Origin of the sequence: Janthinobacterium sp. JC611 (assembly GCF_018682595.1) — a bacterium.
GTDB lineage: Bacteria > Pseudomonadota > Gammaproteobacteria > Burkholderiales > Burkholderiaceae_D > Janthinobacterium.
The window spans coordinates 17,601-35,073 of record NZ_JAFLJN010000015.1 but is presented as its reverse complement, the minus strand read 5'-3'; the positions used below and the strand labels follow the sequence as shown (position 1 = coordinate 35,073).

The window sequence follows — 17,473 nt, the reverse complement described above, 5'->3', positions numbered from 1 at the left end:
TTCTAGAAAATCAGGTGGGACGCGCCAGGCCCGTGATGGCCGGCAATTGCAAGATCGCTTCCGCGTTGGACGACGAGAAACAGCGGTCGGCCGCCGCCAGGTACGGCAGCCACGCATACTGCAAGTGTTCGCGGGGACTCAGGGTGATGGCGATATCGCGCGGCACTTGCACGCTGAACACGTGTTCCGTGTTGCGCGTCACGCCCGGCGCATAGCGGTGGCGCCAGATCGGATAGATCTCGTACACATTCGACACCTTCCAGTCGCGCAGCGCGATGTGCCGTCCATCGGCGACGATGCCGGTTTCTTCAGCCAATTCGCGCGCGGCCGTCTGCAGCAGCGGTTCGTCGACGGCGTCGACGGAACCGGTCACCGATTGCCAGAAACCGGGTTGGCCCGCGCGCTCGATCAGCAAGACGTCAAGGTCAGCCGTATGGATGACGACCAGCACGGAAACGGGAATTTTATGGCTCATATCAAGAATGAAAAAGGCGCCTCGCAGCGCCTTTTTTTGCCTCAGCAAGTAAAACGGTAGCGGCCGCCTGAGCGGCCGCATGCTTCATTACACTACTTTTGGCTCGGCGCTGCGCAAACGGATGTGCAGTTCGCGCAATTGCTTCTCGTCCACCTCCGACGGCGCATGGGTCAGCAAGTCTTGCGCGCGCTGGGTTTTCGGGAAGGCGATCACGTCGCGGATCGATTCGGAACCCGTCATCATGGTCACGATACGGTCCAGGCCGAATGCCAGGCCACCATGCGGCGGCGCGCCGTATTGCAGGGCGTCGAGCAGGAAGCCGAATTTCAGCTGCGCTTCTTCGGCGTCGATCTTCAACGCGCGGAAGACCTTGCTCTGCACTTCTTCGCGGTGGATACGGATGGAACCGCCACCCAGTTCCCAGCCGTTCAAGACCATGTCGTAGGCCTTGGCGATGCAGGCGCCCGGATTGGTTTCCAGCATGTCTTCATGGCCGTCTTTCGGCGCCGTGAATGGATGGTGGGTCGCCGTCCAGCGGTCCGCTTCCTCGTCGTGCTCGAACATCGGGAAGTCGACCACCCACAATGGCTTCCACACGTCTTCGAACAGGCCGGCCTTCTTGCCGAACTCGCTGTGACCGATTTTCACGCGCAGCGCGCCGATGGCGTCGTTGACGACCTTGGCCTTGTCCGCGCCGAAGAAGATCAGGTCGCCGTCTTGCGCGCCCGTCTGCTCGAGGATCGTGGCCAGCACGTCGGCAGGCAGGAACTTGACGATCGGCGACTGCAAGCCTTCAGGACCCTTGGCTTTCTCGTTGACCTTGATGTAGGCGAGGCCCTTGGCGCCGTAGATGGCGACGAACTGGGTGTAGGCGTCGATTTCCGAACGGGGCATGCTGCCGCCCTGCGGTACGCGCAGGGCCACCACGCGGCCGCCCTTCATGTTGGCGGCGCCGTTGAAGACCTTGAATTCGACCGACTTCATGACTTCGGTCAAGTCCGTGAAGGCCAGCTTGACGCGCATGTCCGGCTTGTCGGAACCGTACAGGCCCATCGCTTCGGCGAAATCCATCACCGGGAACGGGTTCGGCAGGTCGATGTTCAAGGTGTTCTTGAAGACGACGCGGATCATGTCTTCGAACAGGTCGCGGATTTCCTGTTCCGTCAGGAACGAGGTTTCGCAGTCGATCTGCGTAAATTCAGGCTGGCGGTCAGCGCGCAAGTCTTCGTCGCGGAAACACTTGGTGATCTGGTAGTAACGGTCGAAGTTGGCAACCATCAACAGTTGCTTGAACAACTGTGGCGATTGCGGCAAGGCGAAGAAGCTGCCCGCGTTCACGCGCGACGGCACCAGGTAATCGCGCGCGCCTTCTGGCGTCGACTTGGTCAGCATCGGCGTTTCGATGTCGATGAAGCCCAGCGCGTCGAGGTACTTGCGCACTTCCATCGTCACCTTGTAGCGCAGGCGCAGGTTGTTCTGCATTTGCGGGCGGCGCAGGTCCAGCACGCGGTGCGTCAGGCGCGTCGTTTCCGACAGGTTGTCGTCGTCCAGCTGGAACGGCACGGGCACGGAAGGGTTCAGCACTTCCAGCTCCGAGCAGACCACTTCGATCTTGCCCGATTTCAGGTTGTTGTTGATCGTGCCTTCGATACGGTTGGTCACGACGCCCGTCACGCGCAGGCAGAACTCGTTACGCACGGCTTCGGCGACCTTGAACATCTCCGCTTGTTCCGGGTTGCAGACGATTTGCACCAGGCCTTCACGGTCGCGCAAGTCGATGAAAATCAGGCTGCCGTGGTCGCGGCGGCGATGTACCCAGCCGCACAGGCTGACGGTTTGTCCCAGCATGGCTTCGGTAACGAGGCCGCAGTATTCAGTACGCATAGACATAAAATTCTCAGTTCAGGTTAGTGAGTGTTCAATCCGGCCACGTCCCGCATGGGACGCCTGCCTCTATTCTTTGGCTGCCGGGGCCGGTACAGCAACAACTTCCGCAGGCGCCACCACGCCCATCGAGACAATATATTTGAGCGCCGCATCGACGCTCATGTCGAGTTCGACGACATCGCTGCGTTTCATCATCAGGAAAAAGCCCGATGTGGGATTCGGCGTCGTCGGCACATACACGCTGACATAGTCGCCCACCAGGTGGTTCGCCGCATCGCCGCCCGGCACGCCGGTCAGGAAAGCGATGGTCCAGGAGTTCTGGTGCGGATACGGCACCAGCACGGCCTTGCGGAAGGCATTGCCCGACGAGGAAAACAGGGTATCGGACACTTGCTTGACGCTCGAATACAGGGAATTGACGATGGGTATGCGTTGCAGCAATTTTTCCCACAGTTTCACCACGTAGTTGCCGACCAGGTTATTCGTCAACAATCCCGTCAGGAAAACGATGAGTATCGTCAGTATCGTGCCCAGGCCAGGAATGTCAAAGCCGAACAGCGAGTTCGGACGGAAACGCTCCGGCACCAGCAGCAGCGACTGGTCCAGCGTGCCGATCACCAGATTCAGTACCCAGACGGTGATGGCCAGCGGGACTAAAATCAGCAATCCGGTAATAAAGTATTTACGCATCGGTTTCTCGGTAATGGAATGGGTCGGCGCGGCGCGCGTGTCAGTCCGCTTTCGGCGCAGCGGCGGCAGGCGCGGATGCGGCAGGCGCGCTCTCGGCAGCAGGCGCTGGCTTGGCGTTGTCGGCCGGGCCCGTCGGAATGGCCGTGGTGGGCGCCGTGCCGCCGCGGAAATCGGTCGCGTACCAGCCGGTGCCCTTCAATTGGAAACCGGCGGCCGTCAATTGTTTCTTGAAACTGGGCTTGCCGCACGACAGGCACACCGTCAGTACTGGATCGGAGATCTTTTGCAAGACATCCTTGGCAAAACCACACTCGTCACAACGGTAAGCGTAAATCGGCATCTCTACTCCGAGAAAATCATCAAAAACCCTGAATTATAAAGCTTTTCCACCATTCCCAGCGGAAAATGCCCGCTCGCCCGGCCTGCCAAGCTCAGTCCGCCCGGCGGCGCCAGCTCATCCAGCGCTCCTTGCCGGCGAACACGGCGATGGAATCGTCCACGGTTTCATCGGCCAGGCAGTCGAAATGCGGCGCCAGCAATTCCTGCAGTGTCTCGCGCGACATGCCGAACGGCGGTCCCTTGGCATTGTCGTCAAAGAAAAAGTAACCGGCCAGCATGGCGCCCGGCGCCAGCAGCTGCGCCCAGCGGGCCGCCACTTGCGGCCACATGGCGCGCGGCATGGCGCACAGGAACGCCCGTTCATAGATCAGGTCCAGCGGCGCTGCGGGTTCCCAGGCAAAAAAATCCGCTTCCGCCACCTGCCCTGCCCGTTCGCCCAGCTGCCCGCGCGCGGCGGCCACGGCGGCCGGAGAAAAGTCGATGGCCGTGGCATCCCAGCCGTGATCGAGCATGAACACCAGTTCATACGCCGAGCCGCAGCCGGGAATCAGGCAGCGCAGCGGCGCAGGACTGCCGGCAACGAAGCTGCGCAGGCGCGACGGCACGCCGCCGTGGTCCCAGGGCGTGAATTGCTTCTCGAAACGCTCGTCCCAGAAGGCGGGCGAGAGTGGATCGCGGGTATGGAAGTCAGCCATCACTTACATCCTCAGGCAGTTAAAACGGCAGTTGATGCCAGCGCATGAACACTTGCAAGCCCAGCGCGCCGAGCGCGAAGGCGCCCACGAAGTACACGATAAAGCTCAGCAAGCGATTCGTCTGGCGTTGCTCCGCCAGCAAGGTTTTCATCAATTCCACGTCGTTTTCGCGCGGTTCGCCATGCACCGTCAAGGCCTGGTGCAGCAGGCGCGGCAACTGCGGGAAGATGTGCGCGTAACGGGGCGCCTCGGCGCGCAGGCGTTCCATGAAGCCTTGCGGCCCCACCTGGTTGCTCATCCATTTTTCCAGGTAGGGCTTGGCCGTTTGCCACAGGTCCAGTTCCGGGTCCAGCTGGCGGCCCAGGCCTTCGATGTTGAGCAGGGTCTTTTGCAGCAGCACCAGCTGCGGCTGCACTTCCACATTGAAGCGGCGCGAGGTCTGGAACAGGCGCAGCAGCACCTGGCCGAACGAGATATCCTTCAGCGGACGGTCGAAGATCGGTTCGCAGCAGGCGCGCACGGCTGCCTCCAGCTCATCGACGCGCGTATCCTTGGGCGCCCAGCCCGATTCGATGTGCGCCTCGGCCACGCGCTTGTAGTCGCGGCGGAAGAAGGCCAGGAAGTTTTGCGACAGATAATCCTTGTCGTAGTCGTTCAACGTTCCCACGATGCCGAAGTCGAGCGCGATGTAGCGGCCAAACGATGCGGGGGCGATCGACACGAGAATATTCCCCGGATGCATGTCCGCATGGAAAAAGCCGTCGCGGAACACTTGCGTGAAGAAAATCTCCACGCCATCGCTGGACAGCTTGCGCAAGTCCACGCCGGCCGCCACCAGGCGTTCGGTCTGCGACACGGGAATCCCGACCATGCGTTCCATCACGATGACGCTGCTGGAGCAGTAATCCCAGTGCATTTCCGGCACCAGCAGCAAGTCCGAGTTGGCGAAATTGCGGCGCAGCTGGCTGGCGTTGGCCGCCTCGCGCATCAGGTCCAGCTCGTCATGCAGGTATTTATCGAACTCGCCCACCACTTCCTTGGGTTTCAGACGCTTGCTGTCGGCCCACAGGCGGCTGATCCAGCCGGCCGCGATGTGCATCAGGGCCACGTCTTCATCGATCAGCTTTTTCATGCCTGGACGCAAGACCTTCACGGCCACTTCACGGCCATCTTTCAAGGTGGCGAAGTGCACTTGGGCAATCGAGGCGGACGCCACCGGCTCGCGCTCGAAGCGGTCAAACAACTGATCCGGGTGCGCGCCGAGCGACTTGACGATCTGCGCCACGGCCAGGTCGGAATCGAAGGGCGGCACCCGGTCTTGCAGGCGCGCCAATTCTTCGGCGATGTCGAGCGGCATCAGGTCGCGCCGGGTCGACAGCACCTGGCCGAATTTGACGAAAATCGGGCCCAGCTCTTCCAGCGCCAGGCGCAGGCGCAAGCCCCGCGGCGACGACAGGTCGCGCCAGAAAATCAGGGTGTCGATCAATTTGGCGGTGCGGGGAACTTGCAGACCAGAAATCGCTATCTCATCCAGACCGTACTTGATGGAAACACGGATGATTTTAAACAGGCGCAGGAATTTCAATATCATGTAGACAAATCCGGTGAGGAGGACTGCGGCTGGACGGCGGCGGCCGCCTTTTCCAGCCGGGCAAGGCGCTTGGCCAGGCGTTCGACGTCATCGCGCACGCGCGTCACGCCAGCGGAATACTCTTGCAGGGTGGAAGGACGGATCAGCATGGGCTGTTCGTCGAGAAAATACTCGGCCACGTTTTCCGCCAGCTTTTGCTGGCCCGTGCGCACAAAGGCGGCGGCATCCTTCGCGCCGGAAACGAGGCGCGTGGCCAGCATGGGACCGACCAGCTTTTCCAGGTCGTGCTCGGCTTCCCAGCGCAAGCCCTTGCTCAATTGCGAAATCGCATTGGCAAACTCGGCATCGCCCTCGATCTTGACGTAGGAAAACGCCCGTTCGCGGTTTTGCAGGATCAGCGGCACATCGGACAGTTTCACGCGGATGGTGACGTTGGCCGGCATGTCGGCCGGCGCAGCCTCCAGCATGCCGGCGCTGTCGACGCGCAAGCGCAAGGCCACGGCGCCCGTGTCGATGCAGGCCAGCTTGCCGGCGTGCACGGCCAGCTGCTGGCGCGCCCACGGCTCCTGCGCCAGCAAATGGTTGATAGTCGCGATGACGGGCGTCATCAGGGAAAGGTCGGAAAGTGGTGCCATCTGTATACAGCGCGCCAGGCGCGCCCCTAAAAAGAAAAAACCGCCCGTAAAACAACGCGGGCGGTTTCGATCTTACCAGTTCGGCAGGAAATATCTGTCAAGCATCACGCATTCAGCATGAACTTAAGCCATTATTCAGCAAGTTTTGACAATTAATTCAATTGCTGGATGCCTGCCAGGACCCAGCCGCTATTGCCGCTGACGGGTTTCGACATATTCCACACTTCCGCGAACGGTTCGGCCGCCGCGCCCGGCGCCGAGCGGATCAGGCCCGTAAATTTCACGCTGGCCAGGTAATCGTTGACGCTCGTCTCGATCCCCAGCAGTTCGGCGTCGATGGTGACGACGTCGGTGAAGTCCGGCTGCGCGCCCCGTTCCTGGATTTGCATGCGCAGTTCCGCATACACTTCCGGCGAGGTGAATTCGCGGATATCGTTGACGTCGGCCTTGTCCCAGGCCGCTTGCAGGCGAATGAAATTGCTTTTCGCGTGGCGCAGGAAGGCTTCCTTGTCGAAGTCGCCTGGCACGCCCCATGGCGCGGCAGCCGGGACCGGCTTATCCAGGCCGACGCCCGACGAGACCGGCTGCAGCGGCGGCAGCGGTGGAATGCGCGAACCGATGTCGGGCACGTTGCCTGCCGGCGCAGGCTGGTTGCCGAAGCCGGCGAACGGCGCATTGCCGCTGGCGTTATTGTCGCGCTTGCCGCGCACCATGCGGTAGATGAAGAAGGCCACGCCGGCCAGCAAGGCCACCATCAGCAGGGTGCTGATCATGCTGGCCAGGGCGCCGCCCAGGCCGAAATGCGACAGCAGCGCGCCCAGGCCCAGGCCCAGCAAGGCGCCGCCCAGCAAGCCCTTCCAGCGGCTCGGCGCCTTGGCGGCAGGCGCCGGTGCGGGAGCTGGCGCCGGTTGCGCCTGGCGTGGCGCGGCGGCCGGCGCCGGGGTTGGCGCAGGCGCGGGCGCCTGGCGGCCCACGTTTTGCGACTGGCGGCCAAACGAACGGCCACCGCCCATGGGACGGGCCAGCGCCTCGCCCAGCATGGATACCGTGGTCGCGGCCAGCATCATGCCGACCATAAATTTCTTCAATTTCATTCCATCTCCTAAAATCACCAACGTTGATGCATTACATCTTGATGCCGGTGTGTAAAGCGGCTATGCCTGCCGTCAAATTGTAGTACTGCACGCGCTCCAGGCCCGCCGTTTCCATCATGGTCTTCAGCGTCTCCTGATCCGGGTGCATGCGGATCGATTCGGCCAGGTAGCGATAGCTTTCCGCGTCGCCGGCGATCTTCTGTCCGAACCACGGCAAGACCGAGAACGAATACAGGTCGTACGGCTTTTGCAGGGGCGCCGCCACCTTGGAAAACTCCAGCACCAGCAGCTTGCCGCCCGGTTTCAGCACGCGGCGCATTTCCGCCAGCGCCACATCCTTGTGCGTCATGTTGCGCAGGCCAAAGGCCACGCTGACACGGTCGAAATAATTATCGGGGAATGGCAGTTTTTCCGCGTCACACAACAAGGTGGGGGTGAGCAAGCCGCGATTCAAGAGGCGGTCGCGGCCCACGCGCAACATCGATTCATTGATATCGGTCAGCCACACTTCGCCGGTGGGGCCGGCCTGCCTGGCGAACGCCTTCGACAGGTCGCCCGTGCCGCCGGCGATGTCGAGCACCTTGAAACCGGGGCGCACGCCCGCGTTGGCAATGGTGAACGTCTTCCACAGACGGTGCAGCCCGCCCGACATCAAGTCGTTCATCACGTCGTATTTGGCAGCGACGGAATGGAACACCTTGGCGACTTCGCGCACTTTGTCGTCTTCTGCAACTGTTTTATATCCGAAATGGGTCGTATTGGTCATGGTAGGCAGTCTGTTTGAACTTGGGAGCATTATACAAGCGGCAGGCGCATTTCCCCGTGACGCCGGAGAAGGTATTGCCTTTCCACGGCATTCGCAGCCAGCATTGCCGCCCGGGCATACGCCGCCAGCGCCCCCGGGCGGTCGCCCTGGCGGCGCAACAGGTCGGCCCGGGCCGCGTGCAGATAGTGCGAGCTGGCCAGGCTGGGCACGGCTTCCAGGCGCGCCAGCCACGCCAGGCCGTGTTCGGCGCCATGCGCCATGGCGCAGGCGATCACGGCATTGAGCAAGATCAAGGGCTCCGGCTTGTGCCGCAACAAGGCGCCGTACAGGGCGCTGATCTGGCGCCAGTCCGTCTGGCTGGCCGCAGCCGCCTTGGCATGCAAGGCGGCAATGGCCGCCTGCAACTGGTATGGCCCTGGCGCGCGCGCCGGCAAGGCCAGTTCCAGCGCGGCCAGTCCCTCGGCGATCACGTCCGCCTGCCACAGGCGGCGGTCCTGCTCTTCCAGGGTCAGCAACTGGCCTGCGGACGAGAGGCGGGCCGGGCCGCGCGACGCCTGCAGCAGCATCAAGGCCAATAGTCCCTGCACTTCCGGCTGGCCCGGCAGCAGGCCGTCGAGCAGCCGCGCCAGGCGCAGCGCTTCCGCGCACAGGTCGGCGCGCAGCAAGCTATCACCGCCGCTGGCGCAATAACCTTCGCTGAACACCAGGTAGATGACATGCAGCACTTGCGCCAGCCGTGGCTGCAATTCTTGCTCCGGTGGCAACTCGAATGGGATGCGCGCTTCGGCGATCTTGCGCCTGGCGCGCAGCAGCCGCTGCGACAGGGCCGTCTCCGCCAGGCCGAAGGCGCGCGCGATCTCCGCCGTGGTCAAGCCGCACAGGGTGCGCAGGGCCAGCGCCACCTGCGCCTCGGGCGCCAGCGCGGGATGGCAGCAGATGAACAGCAGGCGCAAACGGTCGTCCCCGATGGCGGGCGGCTCTTCCATTACGGATGCAGGCAAGTTCGACAGCACGGCCTCGGCATCGACGACGCCCTTGCCCGCGCGGCGCACGTGGTCGAGGCCCGCGTTGCGCGCCACGGAACTGAGCCAGGCGGCGGGATTGGACGGGATACCCGTGCGCGGCCACAGTTCCAGCGCCTTGCGGCATGCCTCCTGCAACACATCTTCCGCCAGGCCCAGGTCGCCGAAGCGCCGCATCAGGCCGGCCAGCACCCTGCCCCGCTCCTGGCGAAAGACCTGTTCGACGGCCGCAATGGCGTCGCCGGCCATGCTCACGCCGTGACGGGCCGCACTTCGATGGTGCCCAGGGAAGCGGCCGGACAACGCCCGGCCCAGGCCAGCGCCTCGTCCAGGTGGGCGCAATCGAGCAGGTAATAGCCGCCCAGCTGCTCCTTGGTTTCCGCGAACGGCCCGTCCGTGATGATGGGCTTGCCGTTTTGCACGCGCACGCTGGTGGCGCTGCCCACGGGCGCCAGCTCGGCGCCGCCGCGCAGCACGCCGGCCGCCTCCAGCGCCTGCGTATAGCGGGCAAAGTCGGCCATCAGGCTGGCCATCTGTCCTTCCGCCATGGTTTCATAGCGGGATTCATCGGCGTAGATCAGGATCAGGTATTCCATAGTCTCTTCTCCAAAAGAAAAATGCCCGCAAGCGCGGGCATTCATACGACGAATGGATATGCGGCAATCCGACAAGCTTACCGCACTATTTTTTCTAAACGCCTAAAAAACCGTAGCGAGCGGAAGCAAGTTGTGGCCGAGACGCGGAACTGTGCTAAGCACGGGGCCGCCGAGGCAGTAAGCATCGGCGGCCGCAAATGGCGACGTGCAGTAGGTTTTTCAGGTGTTTTAATGTTTATGCCCGCAGCTGGGACCATGCACGTGGCCGCCGGAAGATTGCTTGACCGTCATGTCGGCCTTGGCGTCGCGGCCGCTGTCGCCCGGGTAGCCGGCGGCCGCCAGGCGGTCCAGGTAATCCTGCCACAGGGTCGCTTGCTCGGCGCCCAGCTTGTACAGATAGGCCCAGGTGTACAGGCCGGAATTGTGGCCATCGCTGAAGGTCGGCTGCACGGCGTAATTGCCGACGGGCTCGATGCCCGTGATGCCGACCAGGCGCTTGCCTAATTGCAAGGTTTCCTGGCCCTTGCCATGGCCCTGCACTTCGGCCGACGGCGAGTACACGCGCAGGTATTCGAAGGGCAGCGCAAATGTGCTGCCATCGTCGAAAGCCACGTCGAGCACGCGCGACTGGTTGTGCACGGTCAAGCCGGTGGGTTGGGGCGTTGCTGCTTTTTCAGTCATGACGATACTTTATGCGGATAAACGTTGAATGATGGCGGCGCGCAAGGCCGGCAGCAGGGCGCGGCGCGCGGCCAGCACCTCGGGCGCCGTCTCGCGCTGGATCACCGCCCAGCTGGGGTTCGGAAAATGCGCGTCGTCGCGGTAGCGGGGAATCACGTGCCAGTGCACATGCGGCGTCATGTTGCCGAAACTGGCCACGTTGACCTTTTCCGGCTGCATCACTTCGCGCACGGCCAGCTCGACTTGCCACACGACTTCCATGACATAGTTGCGCTCGCCGGGAGTCAAGTCCGTCATTTCCTTGACGTGCTTGTTCCAGATCACACGGCAAAAACCGGGGTAGCCTGGGTCGTCGACGGCCACGACGGACAGGCGCTCGCTGCGCCACAGCAAGGTCTCCAGACCCTGCTTGTTGGCGTAGCCGTCCAGCAAGCTGCACAGATCGCAAGGCATGGACATTACACCAACACCCGTTCAATGCCGCCGTCATTGGCGCGTTTCACGTAATCCGGCATCCAGTTCTCTCCCAGCAAGTGTTTGGCGATCTCGACGACAATGTAGTCGGCCGTCGTGCCCGAATCGTCATTGTAGCGCGACAAGCCTTGCAGGCACGACGGGCAGCTGGTGAGGATTTTCACGTCGCCCGTAAAGCCGTCGCCGCGCAGCTTGTCGGCGCCCTTGACCATCTCTTCTTCCTTGCGGAAGCGCACTTGCGTGGAAATGTCGGGGCGCGTGACGGCCAGGGAACCGGATTCGCCGCAGCAACGGTCATTCTTCTCGATCTTCACGTTGTCTACCGTGCTGATCAGGGAATTGATGGTCTTGCCCGATTCCTGCAGCTTCATCGGATTGTGGCATGGCTCGTGGTACATATAACGGGTGCCGTTCACGCCTTCCAGCTTCACCTGTTTTTCCAGCAAATACTCATGGATATCCATGATGCGGCAGCCGGGGAAGATCTTCTCGAACTGGTAGGTGGCCAGCTGGTCGTAGCAGGTGCCGCACGAGACGAGCACCGTCTTGATGTCCAGGTAATTGAGCGTGTTGGCCATGCGGTGGAACAGGACGCGGTTGTCCGTCATCATCTTCTCGGCCTTGTCGAACTCGCCCGCACCGCGCTGCGGATAGCCGCAGCACAGGTAGCCTGGCGGCAAGACCGTCTGCACGCCCACTTCCCACAGCATCGCTTGCGTGGCCAGGCCCACTTGCGAGAACAGGCGTTCCGAACCGCAACCAGGGAAGTAGAACACGGCTTCCGTATCGGCCGTCGTCGTCTTCGGATTGCGGATGATCGGGATGACTTTATCGTCTTCGATATCGAGCAGCGCGCGCGCCGATTTCTTCGGCAGGTTGCCCGGCATCTTCTTGTTGATGAAGTGAATCACCTGCGCCTTCACGGGCGGCTTGCCGGTCGACGGCGGCGGCGCCTTGGTCTGCTTCTTGGCAAACTTCTTCAGCAAATCGTGGCCCAGGCGCTGCGCCTTGTAACCCCAGCCGATCATGACCTGGCGCGTGGCGTTGATGGTCACGGGATCGGTGGCGTTGAGGAACATCATCGTCGCCTTGGTGCCCGGATTAAAGCTCTTCTTGTCCATCTTGCGCAGCAGGTTGCGCATGTTCATCGACACGTCGCCGAAGTCGATGTTGACGGGGCAAGGCGTGACGCATTTGTGGCACACGGTGCAATGGTCAGCCACGTCCTCGAACTCTTCCCAATGCTTGATGGAAATACCGCGGCGCGTCTGTTCTTCGTACAGGAAGGCTTCGATCAGGGACGAAGTCGCCAATATCTTGTCGCGCGGCGAGTACAGCAAGTTCGCGCGCGGCACGTGGGTCGAGCACACGGGTTTGCACTTGCCGCAACGCAAGCAATCCTTGACGCTGTCGGCGATGGCGCCGATATCGCTTTGCTGCATGATCAAGGATTCGTGGCCCATCAGGCCGAACGATGGCGTGTAGGCATTGCGCAGGTCGGCGCCCATGCCTGGCAGGTTCAGCAGTTTGCCCTTGTTGAAACGGCCTTCCGGATCGATGCGCTGCTTGTAGCTGCGGAAGTCGCCGATCTCTTCTTCCGTCAAAAATTCCAGCTTGGTGATGCCGATACCATGCTCGCCAGAAATAACACCATTGAGCGAACGGGCCAGGATCATGATACGGCCCACGGCTTCGTGGGCGTCCTGCAGCATGGCGTAATTGTCCGAGTTGACGGGCAAGTTCGTGTGCACGTTGCCGTCGCCCGCGTGCATGTGCAGCGCGACGAACACGCGGCTACGCAAGATGCGCGCGTGGATGGCCGTGGCCTCGTCGAGGATCAGCTTGAAGGCGGCGCCGTTGAAGATCTGGCGCAGCTGGGCGCGGATCTCTTGCTTCCAGGTCACGCGCACGGTGCGGTCCTGCACCACGTCGAACAGGGTGGCGTCCGGCTGGGTTTCCAGGCGCGCCTCGAACACGGGCAGCAAGCGCTCCATGCCCAGTTCGGCCAATTCACCCTTCACGTCGGCCAGCGGACGGTCCAGCTGGGCCAGCAGATAGGTCCAGCGTGCCGTCACTTGCGCCAACAGCTGCTGCGCCTGCTCGGCCCGGTCGCCCAGCATTTCCGCATCGTCGACGCGGTCGTCCGATGCATCGTCGCTCTTGCCAACAGGCAAGTTACCCTTGCCAAAGAATTCGCTCAAGGCGTCGGCCAGTTGCAGCTTGTTCTTGATCGACAATTCGATATTGATGCGTTCGATGCCATCCGTGTATTCCCCCATGCGATTGAGCGGGATCACGACGTCTTCATTGATCTTGAACGCATTCGTGTGCTTGGCGATCGCGGCCGTGCGGGCGCGGTCGAGCCAGAATTTCTTGCGCGCTTCCGGGCTGACGGCGACAAAACCTTCGCCCACGCGGGTGTTGGCGATGCGCACCACTTCCGACGCCGCCTGCGCGACGGCGTTTTCATCGTCGCCGACGATGTCGCCAAACAGGGCCATCTTCGGCAGCACGCCCCGTTTCGACTTGGTGGCGTAGCCGACGGCGCGCAGGTAGCGCTCGTCCAGGTGCTCCAGGCCCGCCAGGCGGATGCTCGCGTATTGCTCGCCCTTGGCCGGCAAGCCGTCCAGGTAATCCTTGATTTCCACGATAGACGGGATCGCGTCGCGCGCCTGGCCGAAGAATTCCAGGCAGACGGTGCGGGCGAATTTCGGCATCTTGTGCAAAATCCAGCGCGCCGACGTGATCAGGCCGTCGCAGCCTTCCTTCTGGATGCCCGGCAAGCCGGCGAGGAATTTGTCCGTCACGTCCTTGCCCAGGCCTTCCTTGCGGAACTTACGTCCAGGAATTTCCAGGATTTCCGTCTTGAACGGTGCGTTTGGCTTCGCGGCGTCGCGCGTGCTCGGGTGGCGCCATTCCAGCTGGAAACGTGCCAGCGCGATATCGTGGATCTTGCCCAGGTTATGGTCGAGGCGGGTAACGTCGAGCCAGTCGCCGTTCGGGTCGACCATGCGCCACGAGGCCAGGTTATCGAGCGCCGTGCCCCACAGCACGGCCTTCTTGCCGCCCGCATTCATGGCGACGTTGCCGCCGATGCAAGAGGCGTGCGCCGAGGTGGGGTCGACGGCGAAGACGAAGCCGGCCTTTTCCGCCGCTTCCGACACTTTATTCGTGATCACGCCCGCGCCCGAATGGATCGTCGCGTACTCGTGCGTGAGGCCCGGCAAGACAGTCATTTCCACGGCGCCCAGGGTGATGAGTTTTTCCGTGTTGATGACGGCCGACATCGGCGTCAATGGAATCGCGCCGCCCGTGTAGCCGGTGCCGCCGCCGCGCGGGATGATGGTCAGCCCCAGCTCGATACAGCCCTTCACCAGGCCGGCCATTTCCTCTTCCGTGTCGGGCGTCAGCACGACGAACGGGTATTCCACGCGCCAGTCGGTGGCGTCCGTCACGTGCGACACGCGCGTCATGCCGTCGAAGCGCACATTGTGTTTTTCCGTGTAGCGGCCCAGCACCTTGACCGTGCGTTTGCGCAAGTCATAGGTCTTGCGGAATTCGTCGCCAAAGTCGGCCACGGCCTTGCTGGCCGCTTTCAGCAGCAGCTCCACATTGCGGCTGCGCGCTTGCGCCACTTCCGGCGCTTCACCGGCAGCCAGCGCGTCGCCGCCGGCCGCATCGATGGACAGGCGGCGCTTGTCGACTTCGGCCAGGCGGTGATGCAAGGCATCGATCAAGCCCTGGCGGCGCTTCGGATTGTCGAGCAAGTCATCCTGCAGGTAGGGATTGCGGCGCACGACCCAGATGTCACCCAGCACCTCGTACAGCATGCGGGCCGAACGGCCCGTCTGGCGGGCGCCGCGCAGCTCGTCGAGCAGGTGCCAGGAGTCTTCCCCCAACAGGCGTATGACGATCTCGCGATCGGAAAACGACGTGTAGTTATATGGGATTTCGCGCAGGCGGCTTGCTGCGGGACCATTCGGCGTTTCTGCCAGTAAAGCTTGGATTTGTGCGGGAGCGTTCATGGAGTGTGGTGACGGTGTGGACTGGACCCTAAAGGCCCATTTTATCTTATTGCGCCGCACCATGCCGGAACAGCCTTAAGCCGCCTAAGGGTTAAGCACCGCATCGGCCACCATAGCAAATATGGAAAATCCCACATTCGCATGAATAAAAAATCAGTTTCAATGATTTTTTGACGCAAAAATGCCAAGAATCGCACTCGGTCACAAACTATCGAACTGCCCAGAAATGGGGCAAACTGGCGTTGCATTACGCCCGTTTGCCTGCCGTTTACGCCAGCATTTGTCCAATCCTGTGCCATACGCCATCGGGCACGTATAGCAGCAAGCCCGTCATGGTGAGATAGCGCGCGCACTTGCCGATGGCCATGTAGGCCACGCTGGGCCAGAACGGCAGCTTGAGCCAGCCGGCCAGGGTGCACAGCGGGTCGCCCACGATGGGCAGCCAGGCCAGCAGCATGGTCTTGGCGCCATAGCGGGCCAGCCAGCGGAACCAGCGCGTATCGCGCTCCTTGGCGAATGCCTGCTTGGCCCGATAACCCATCCAGTAGTCGACGATGCCGCCCAGGGTATTGCCCAGGGTGGCAACGCCGATGGCGGCCCAGAACAGCGCGGGATTGGCCTTGATGACGGCAAAGACGGCCGGTTCCGAGCCGAGCGGCAACAAGGTGGCGGAAATAAAGCTGATCAGAAAGACCGATGTCAGCCCGACTTCCGGTGCGGCGATCAGCTGCAGCAGCCAGGCGATTGCGGATTCGATCATGGAACACTTCGCGATGCGGTAAGGCTCTCCATTATAATGAAGAGCAGCCCGGGCGCCGCACAATCCGCGCCGGCCGGCAAAGGCATACCCGCCCGCAGTTCCACAGAGCATTATTGTCGCCAGGCTATCCGCCGCGGCGCCGCCGCTATCGCCCGACACGCTCCAGACCCTTTCTGGCCCAGAATCACTTGCTTGCAGACTATGAACATCGACTACCTCAAGAAAATCCTGACCGCCCGCGTCTATGACGTCGCTACCGAAACGCCGCTGGAACTGGCCCCTGCCCTGTCGCAGCGCCTGAACAACCAGATTTACTTCAAGCGCGAAGACATGCAAAGCGTGTTCAGCTTCAAGATTCGTGGCGCCTACAACAAGATGTCCAAGCTCAGCGAAGCGGAACGCAAGCGCGGCGTGATTTGCGCCTCGGCCGGCAACCATGCCCAGGGCGTGGCCCTGTCGGCCGCGCGCATGGGTTGCCGCGCCGTCATCGTCATGCCGACCACCACGCCGCTGGTGAAAGTCGAGGCGGTCAAGGGACGCGGCGGCGTGAACGTGGAAGTGGTGCTGCACGGCGAGTCGTATACCGATGCCTACAACCATGCGCTGACCCTGGAGAAGGAACAGAAGCTGACCTTCGTGCACCCGTTCGATGACCCGGACGTGATCGCCGGCCAGGGTACGATCGGCATGGAAATCCTGCGCCAGCACGCCGGCCCCATCCACGCCATCTTCGCCCCCATCGGCGGCGGCGGCTTGATCGCCGGCATTGCCGCCTATGTGAAACAGATTCGCCCCGACATCAAGATCATCGGCGTGCAAAGCGTCGATTCGAACGCCATGGCCCGCTCGCTGAAAGCGGGCGAGCGCGTGACCCTGAACGACGTGGGCCTGTTCGCCGACGGCACAGCCGTGCGCCTGGCCGGCGAGGAAACCTTCCGCCTGGTGCAGGCGTATGTCGATGAAATCATCACCGTCGACACGGACGCCATCTGCGCCGCCATCAAGGATGTGTTTACGGATACGCGCTCCATCCTGGAACCGTCGGGCGCGCTGGCCATCGCCGGCGCCAAGGCCTATGTGGAACGGGCCAGCCTGACCAGGCATCCCGTCAACAATGAAACCCTGGTCACCATCGCCAGCGGCGCGAACATGAATTTCGACCGTTTGCGCTTCGTCGCCGAACGGGCCGAACTGGGCGAATTCCGCGAAGCCGTGTTTGCCGTCACCATGCGCGAACAGCGGGGCAGCTTCAAGCGTTTCTGCTCGCTCATCGGCGCGCGCAACGTGACGGAATTTAACTACCGCATCAGCGATGAAAAAGCCGCGCACGTCTTCGTCGGCATCCAGATCGCCGACCGGCATGAATCCAGCGTGCTGGCCAAGACGTTCGAGGAACATGAATTCAAGACCCTGGACCTGACCCACGACGAGCTGGCCAAGTCGCACATCCGCCACCTGGTGGGCGGCAAGAGCCAGCTGGCGCAGGACGAGCTGCTGTACCGCTTTGAATTCCCCGAGCGCCCCGGTGCGCTGATGCGCTTCCTCGACAGCATGGCGCCGAACTGGAATATTTCCCTGTGCCATTACCGCAGCCAGGGTGGCGACGTGGGCCGCATCCTGATCGGCCTGCAAGTGCCACCCGACGAGATGGGCGAATTCGCCCGCTTCCTCGATACCCTGGGCTACCGTTACTGGGATGAAAGCAGCAATCCCGTCTATAAGCTGTTCCTGGGTTAAGCATCA

At 62.3% G+C, this 17,473-nt stretch carries 16 protein-coding genes; 1 reads left to right on the top strand and 15 read right to left on the bottom strand.

Going from position 1 to position 17,473, the window contains the following annotated elements; translation table 11 throughout:
* Positions 1-10 precede the first annotated feature (10 nt).
* The 15 genes from nudB to J0O65_RS11060 all read right to left on the bottom strand — a co-directional run bounded on the left by nudB (position 11) and on the right by J0O65_RS11060 (position 15,730).
* The gene (gene nudB, locus J0O65_RS11130) at positions 11-475 is read right to left on the bottom strand and encodes a dihydroneopterin triphosphate diphosphatase (RefSeq protein WP_215406756.1); all 465 of its coding nucleotides are present in this window, start codon (positions 473-475) and stop codon (positions 11-13) included.
* An 87-nt stretch (positions 476-562) separates the two neighbouring features.
* The gene (aspS, locus tag J0O65_RS11125) at positions 563-2,365 is read right to left on the bottom strand and encodes an aspartate--tRNA ligase (protein WP_215406755.1); all 1,803 of its coding nucleotides are present in this window, start codon (positions 2,363-2,365) and stop codon (positions 563-565) included.
* Positions 2,366-2,428: 63 nt separating this feature from the next.
* Positions 2,429-3,052, bottom strand: a complete 624-nt coding sequence (locus J0O65_RS11120) for a DUF502 domain-containing protein (RefSeq protein ID WP_215406753.1) — start codon at positions 3,050-3,052, stop codon at positions 2,429-2,431.
* 40 nt (positions 3,053-3,092) lie between these two features.
* A complete protein-coding gene (locus tag J0O65_RS11115; protein WP_215406751.1) occupies positions 3,093-3,392 on the bottom strand; it encodes an FmdB family zinc ribbon protein in 300 nt (99 codons plus the stop codon).
* Positions 3,393-3,483: 91 nt separating this feature from the next.
* The gene (locus J0O65_RS11110; RefSeq protein WP_215406749.1) at positions 3,484-4,086 is read right to left on the bottom strand and encodes a methyltransferase; all 603 of its coding nucleotides are present in this window, start codon (positions 4,084-4,086) and stop codon (positions 3,484-3,486) included.
* A gap of 19 nt (positions 4,087-4,105) precedes the next feature.
* Positions 4,106-5,677, bottom strand: coding sequence for a ubiquinone biosynthesis regulatory protein kinase UbiB (ubiB, locus tag J0O65_RS11105; RefSeq protein WP_215406747.1), 1,572 nt, complete (start codon positions 5,675-5,677; stop codon positions 4,106-4,108).
* Positions 5,674-6,312: a ubiquinone biosynthesis accessory factor UbiJ gene (locus tag J0O65_RS11100; RefSeq protein ID WP_251373669.1), complete on the bottom strand. Its 639-nt coding sequence runs from the start codon at positions 6,310-6,312 to the stop codon at positions 5,674-5,676. The genes ubiB and J0O65_RS11100 overlap by 4 nt, the downstream gene beginning before the upstream one ends.
* A gap of 152 nt (positions 6,313-6,464) precedes the next feature.
* Positions 6,465-7,406, bottom strand: a complete 942-nt coding sequence (locus tag J0O65_RS11095; RefSeq protein WP_215406745.1) for a Tim44 domain-containing protein — start codon at positions 7,404-7,406, stop codon at positions 6,465-6,467.
* 31 nt (positions 7,407-7,437) lie between these two features.
* Complete coding sequence (gene ubiE / locus J0O65_RS11090; RefSeq protein WP_010394608.1) at positions 7,438-8,172, bottom strand: bifunctional demethylmenaquinone methyltransferase/2-methoxy-6-polyprenyl-1,4-benzoquinol methylase UbiE; 735 nt, start codon at positions 8,170-8,172, stop codon at positions 7,438-7,440.
* Positions 8,173-8,201: 29 nt separating this feature from the next.
* The gene (locus J0O65_RS11085; protein ID WP_215406743.1) at positions 8,202-9,443 is read right to left on the bottom strand and encodes an RNA polymerase sigma factor; all 1,242 of its coding nucleotides are present in this window, start codon (positions 9,441-9,443) and stop codon (positions 8,202-8,204) included.
* 2 nt (positions 9,444-9,445) lie between these two features.
* Complete coding sequence (locus J0O65_RS11080; protein ID WP_215406741.1) at positions 9,446-9,790, bottom strand: YciI family protein; 345 nt, start codon at positions 9,788-9,790, stop codon at positions 9,446-9,448.
* Between the two features lie 228 nt (positions 9,791-10,018).
* Positions 10,019-10,471 carry a gamma-butyrobetaine hydroxylase family protein gene (locus tag J0O65_RS11075; RefSeq protein WP_215406739.1) on the bottom strand — a complete coding sequence of 151 codons (453 nt, stop codon included), beginning with the start codon at positions 10,469-10,471 and terminating at the stop codon, positions 10,019-10,021.
* Positions 10,472-10,480: 9 nt separating this feature from the next.
* Positions 10,481-10,924, bottom strand: a complete 444-nt coding sequence (locus J0O65_RS11070) for an HIT family protein (RefSeq protein ID WP_251373668.1) — start codon at positions 10,922-10,924, stop codon at positions 10,481-10,483.
* Between the two features lie 5 nt (positions 10,925-10,929).
* Entirely contained in the window at positions 10,930-14,970 is a 4,041-nt protein-coding gene (locus tag J0O65_RS11065; RefSeq protein ID WP_215406735.1) for a DUF3683 domain-containing protein, read from the bottom strand.
* 268 nt (positions 14,971-15,238) lie between these two features.
* Entirely contained in the window at positions 15,239-15,730 is a 492-nt protein-coding gene (locus tag J0O65_RS11060) for a YqaA family protein (RefSeq protein WP_215406733.1), read from the bottom strand.
* Positions 15,731-15,931: 201 nt separating this feature from the next.
* On the opposite strand from J0O65_RS11060, the gene ilvA reads away from it, so the two are divergent.
* Complete coding sequence (ilvA, locus tag J0O65_RS11055) at positions 15,932-17,467, top strand: threonine ammonia-lyase, biosynthetic (RefSeq protein ID WP_215406732.1); 1,536 nt, start codon at positions 15,932-15,934, stop codon at positions 17,465-17,467.
* Positions 17,468-17,473: the final 6 nt, after the last annotated feature.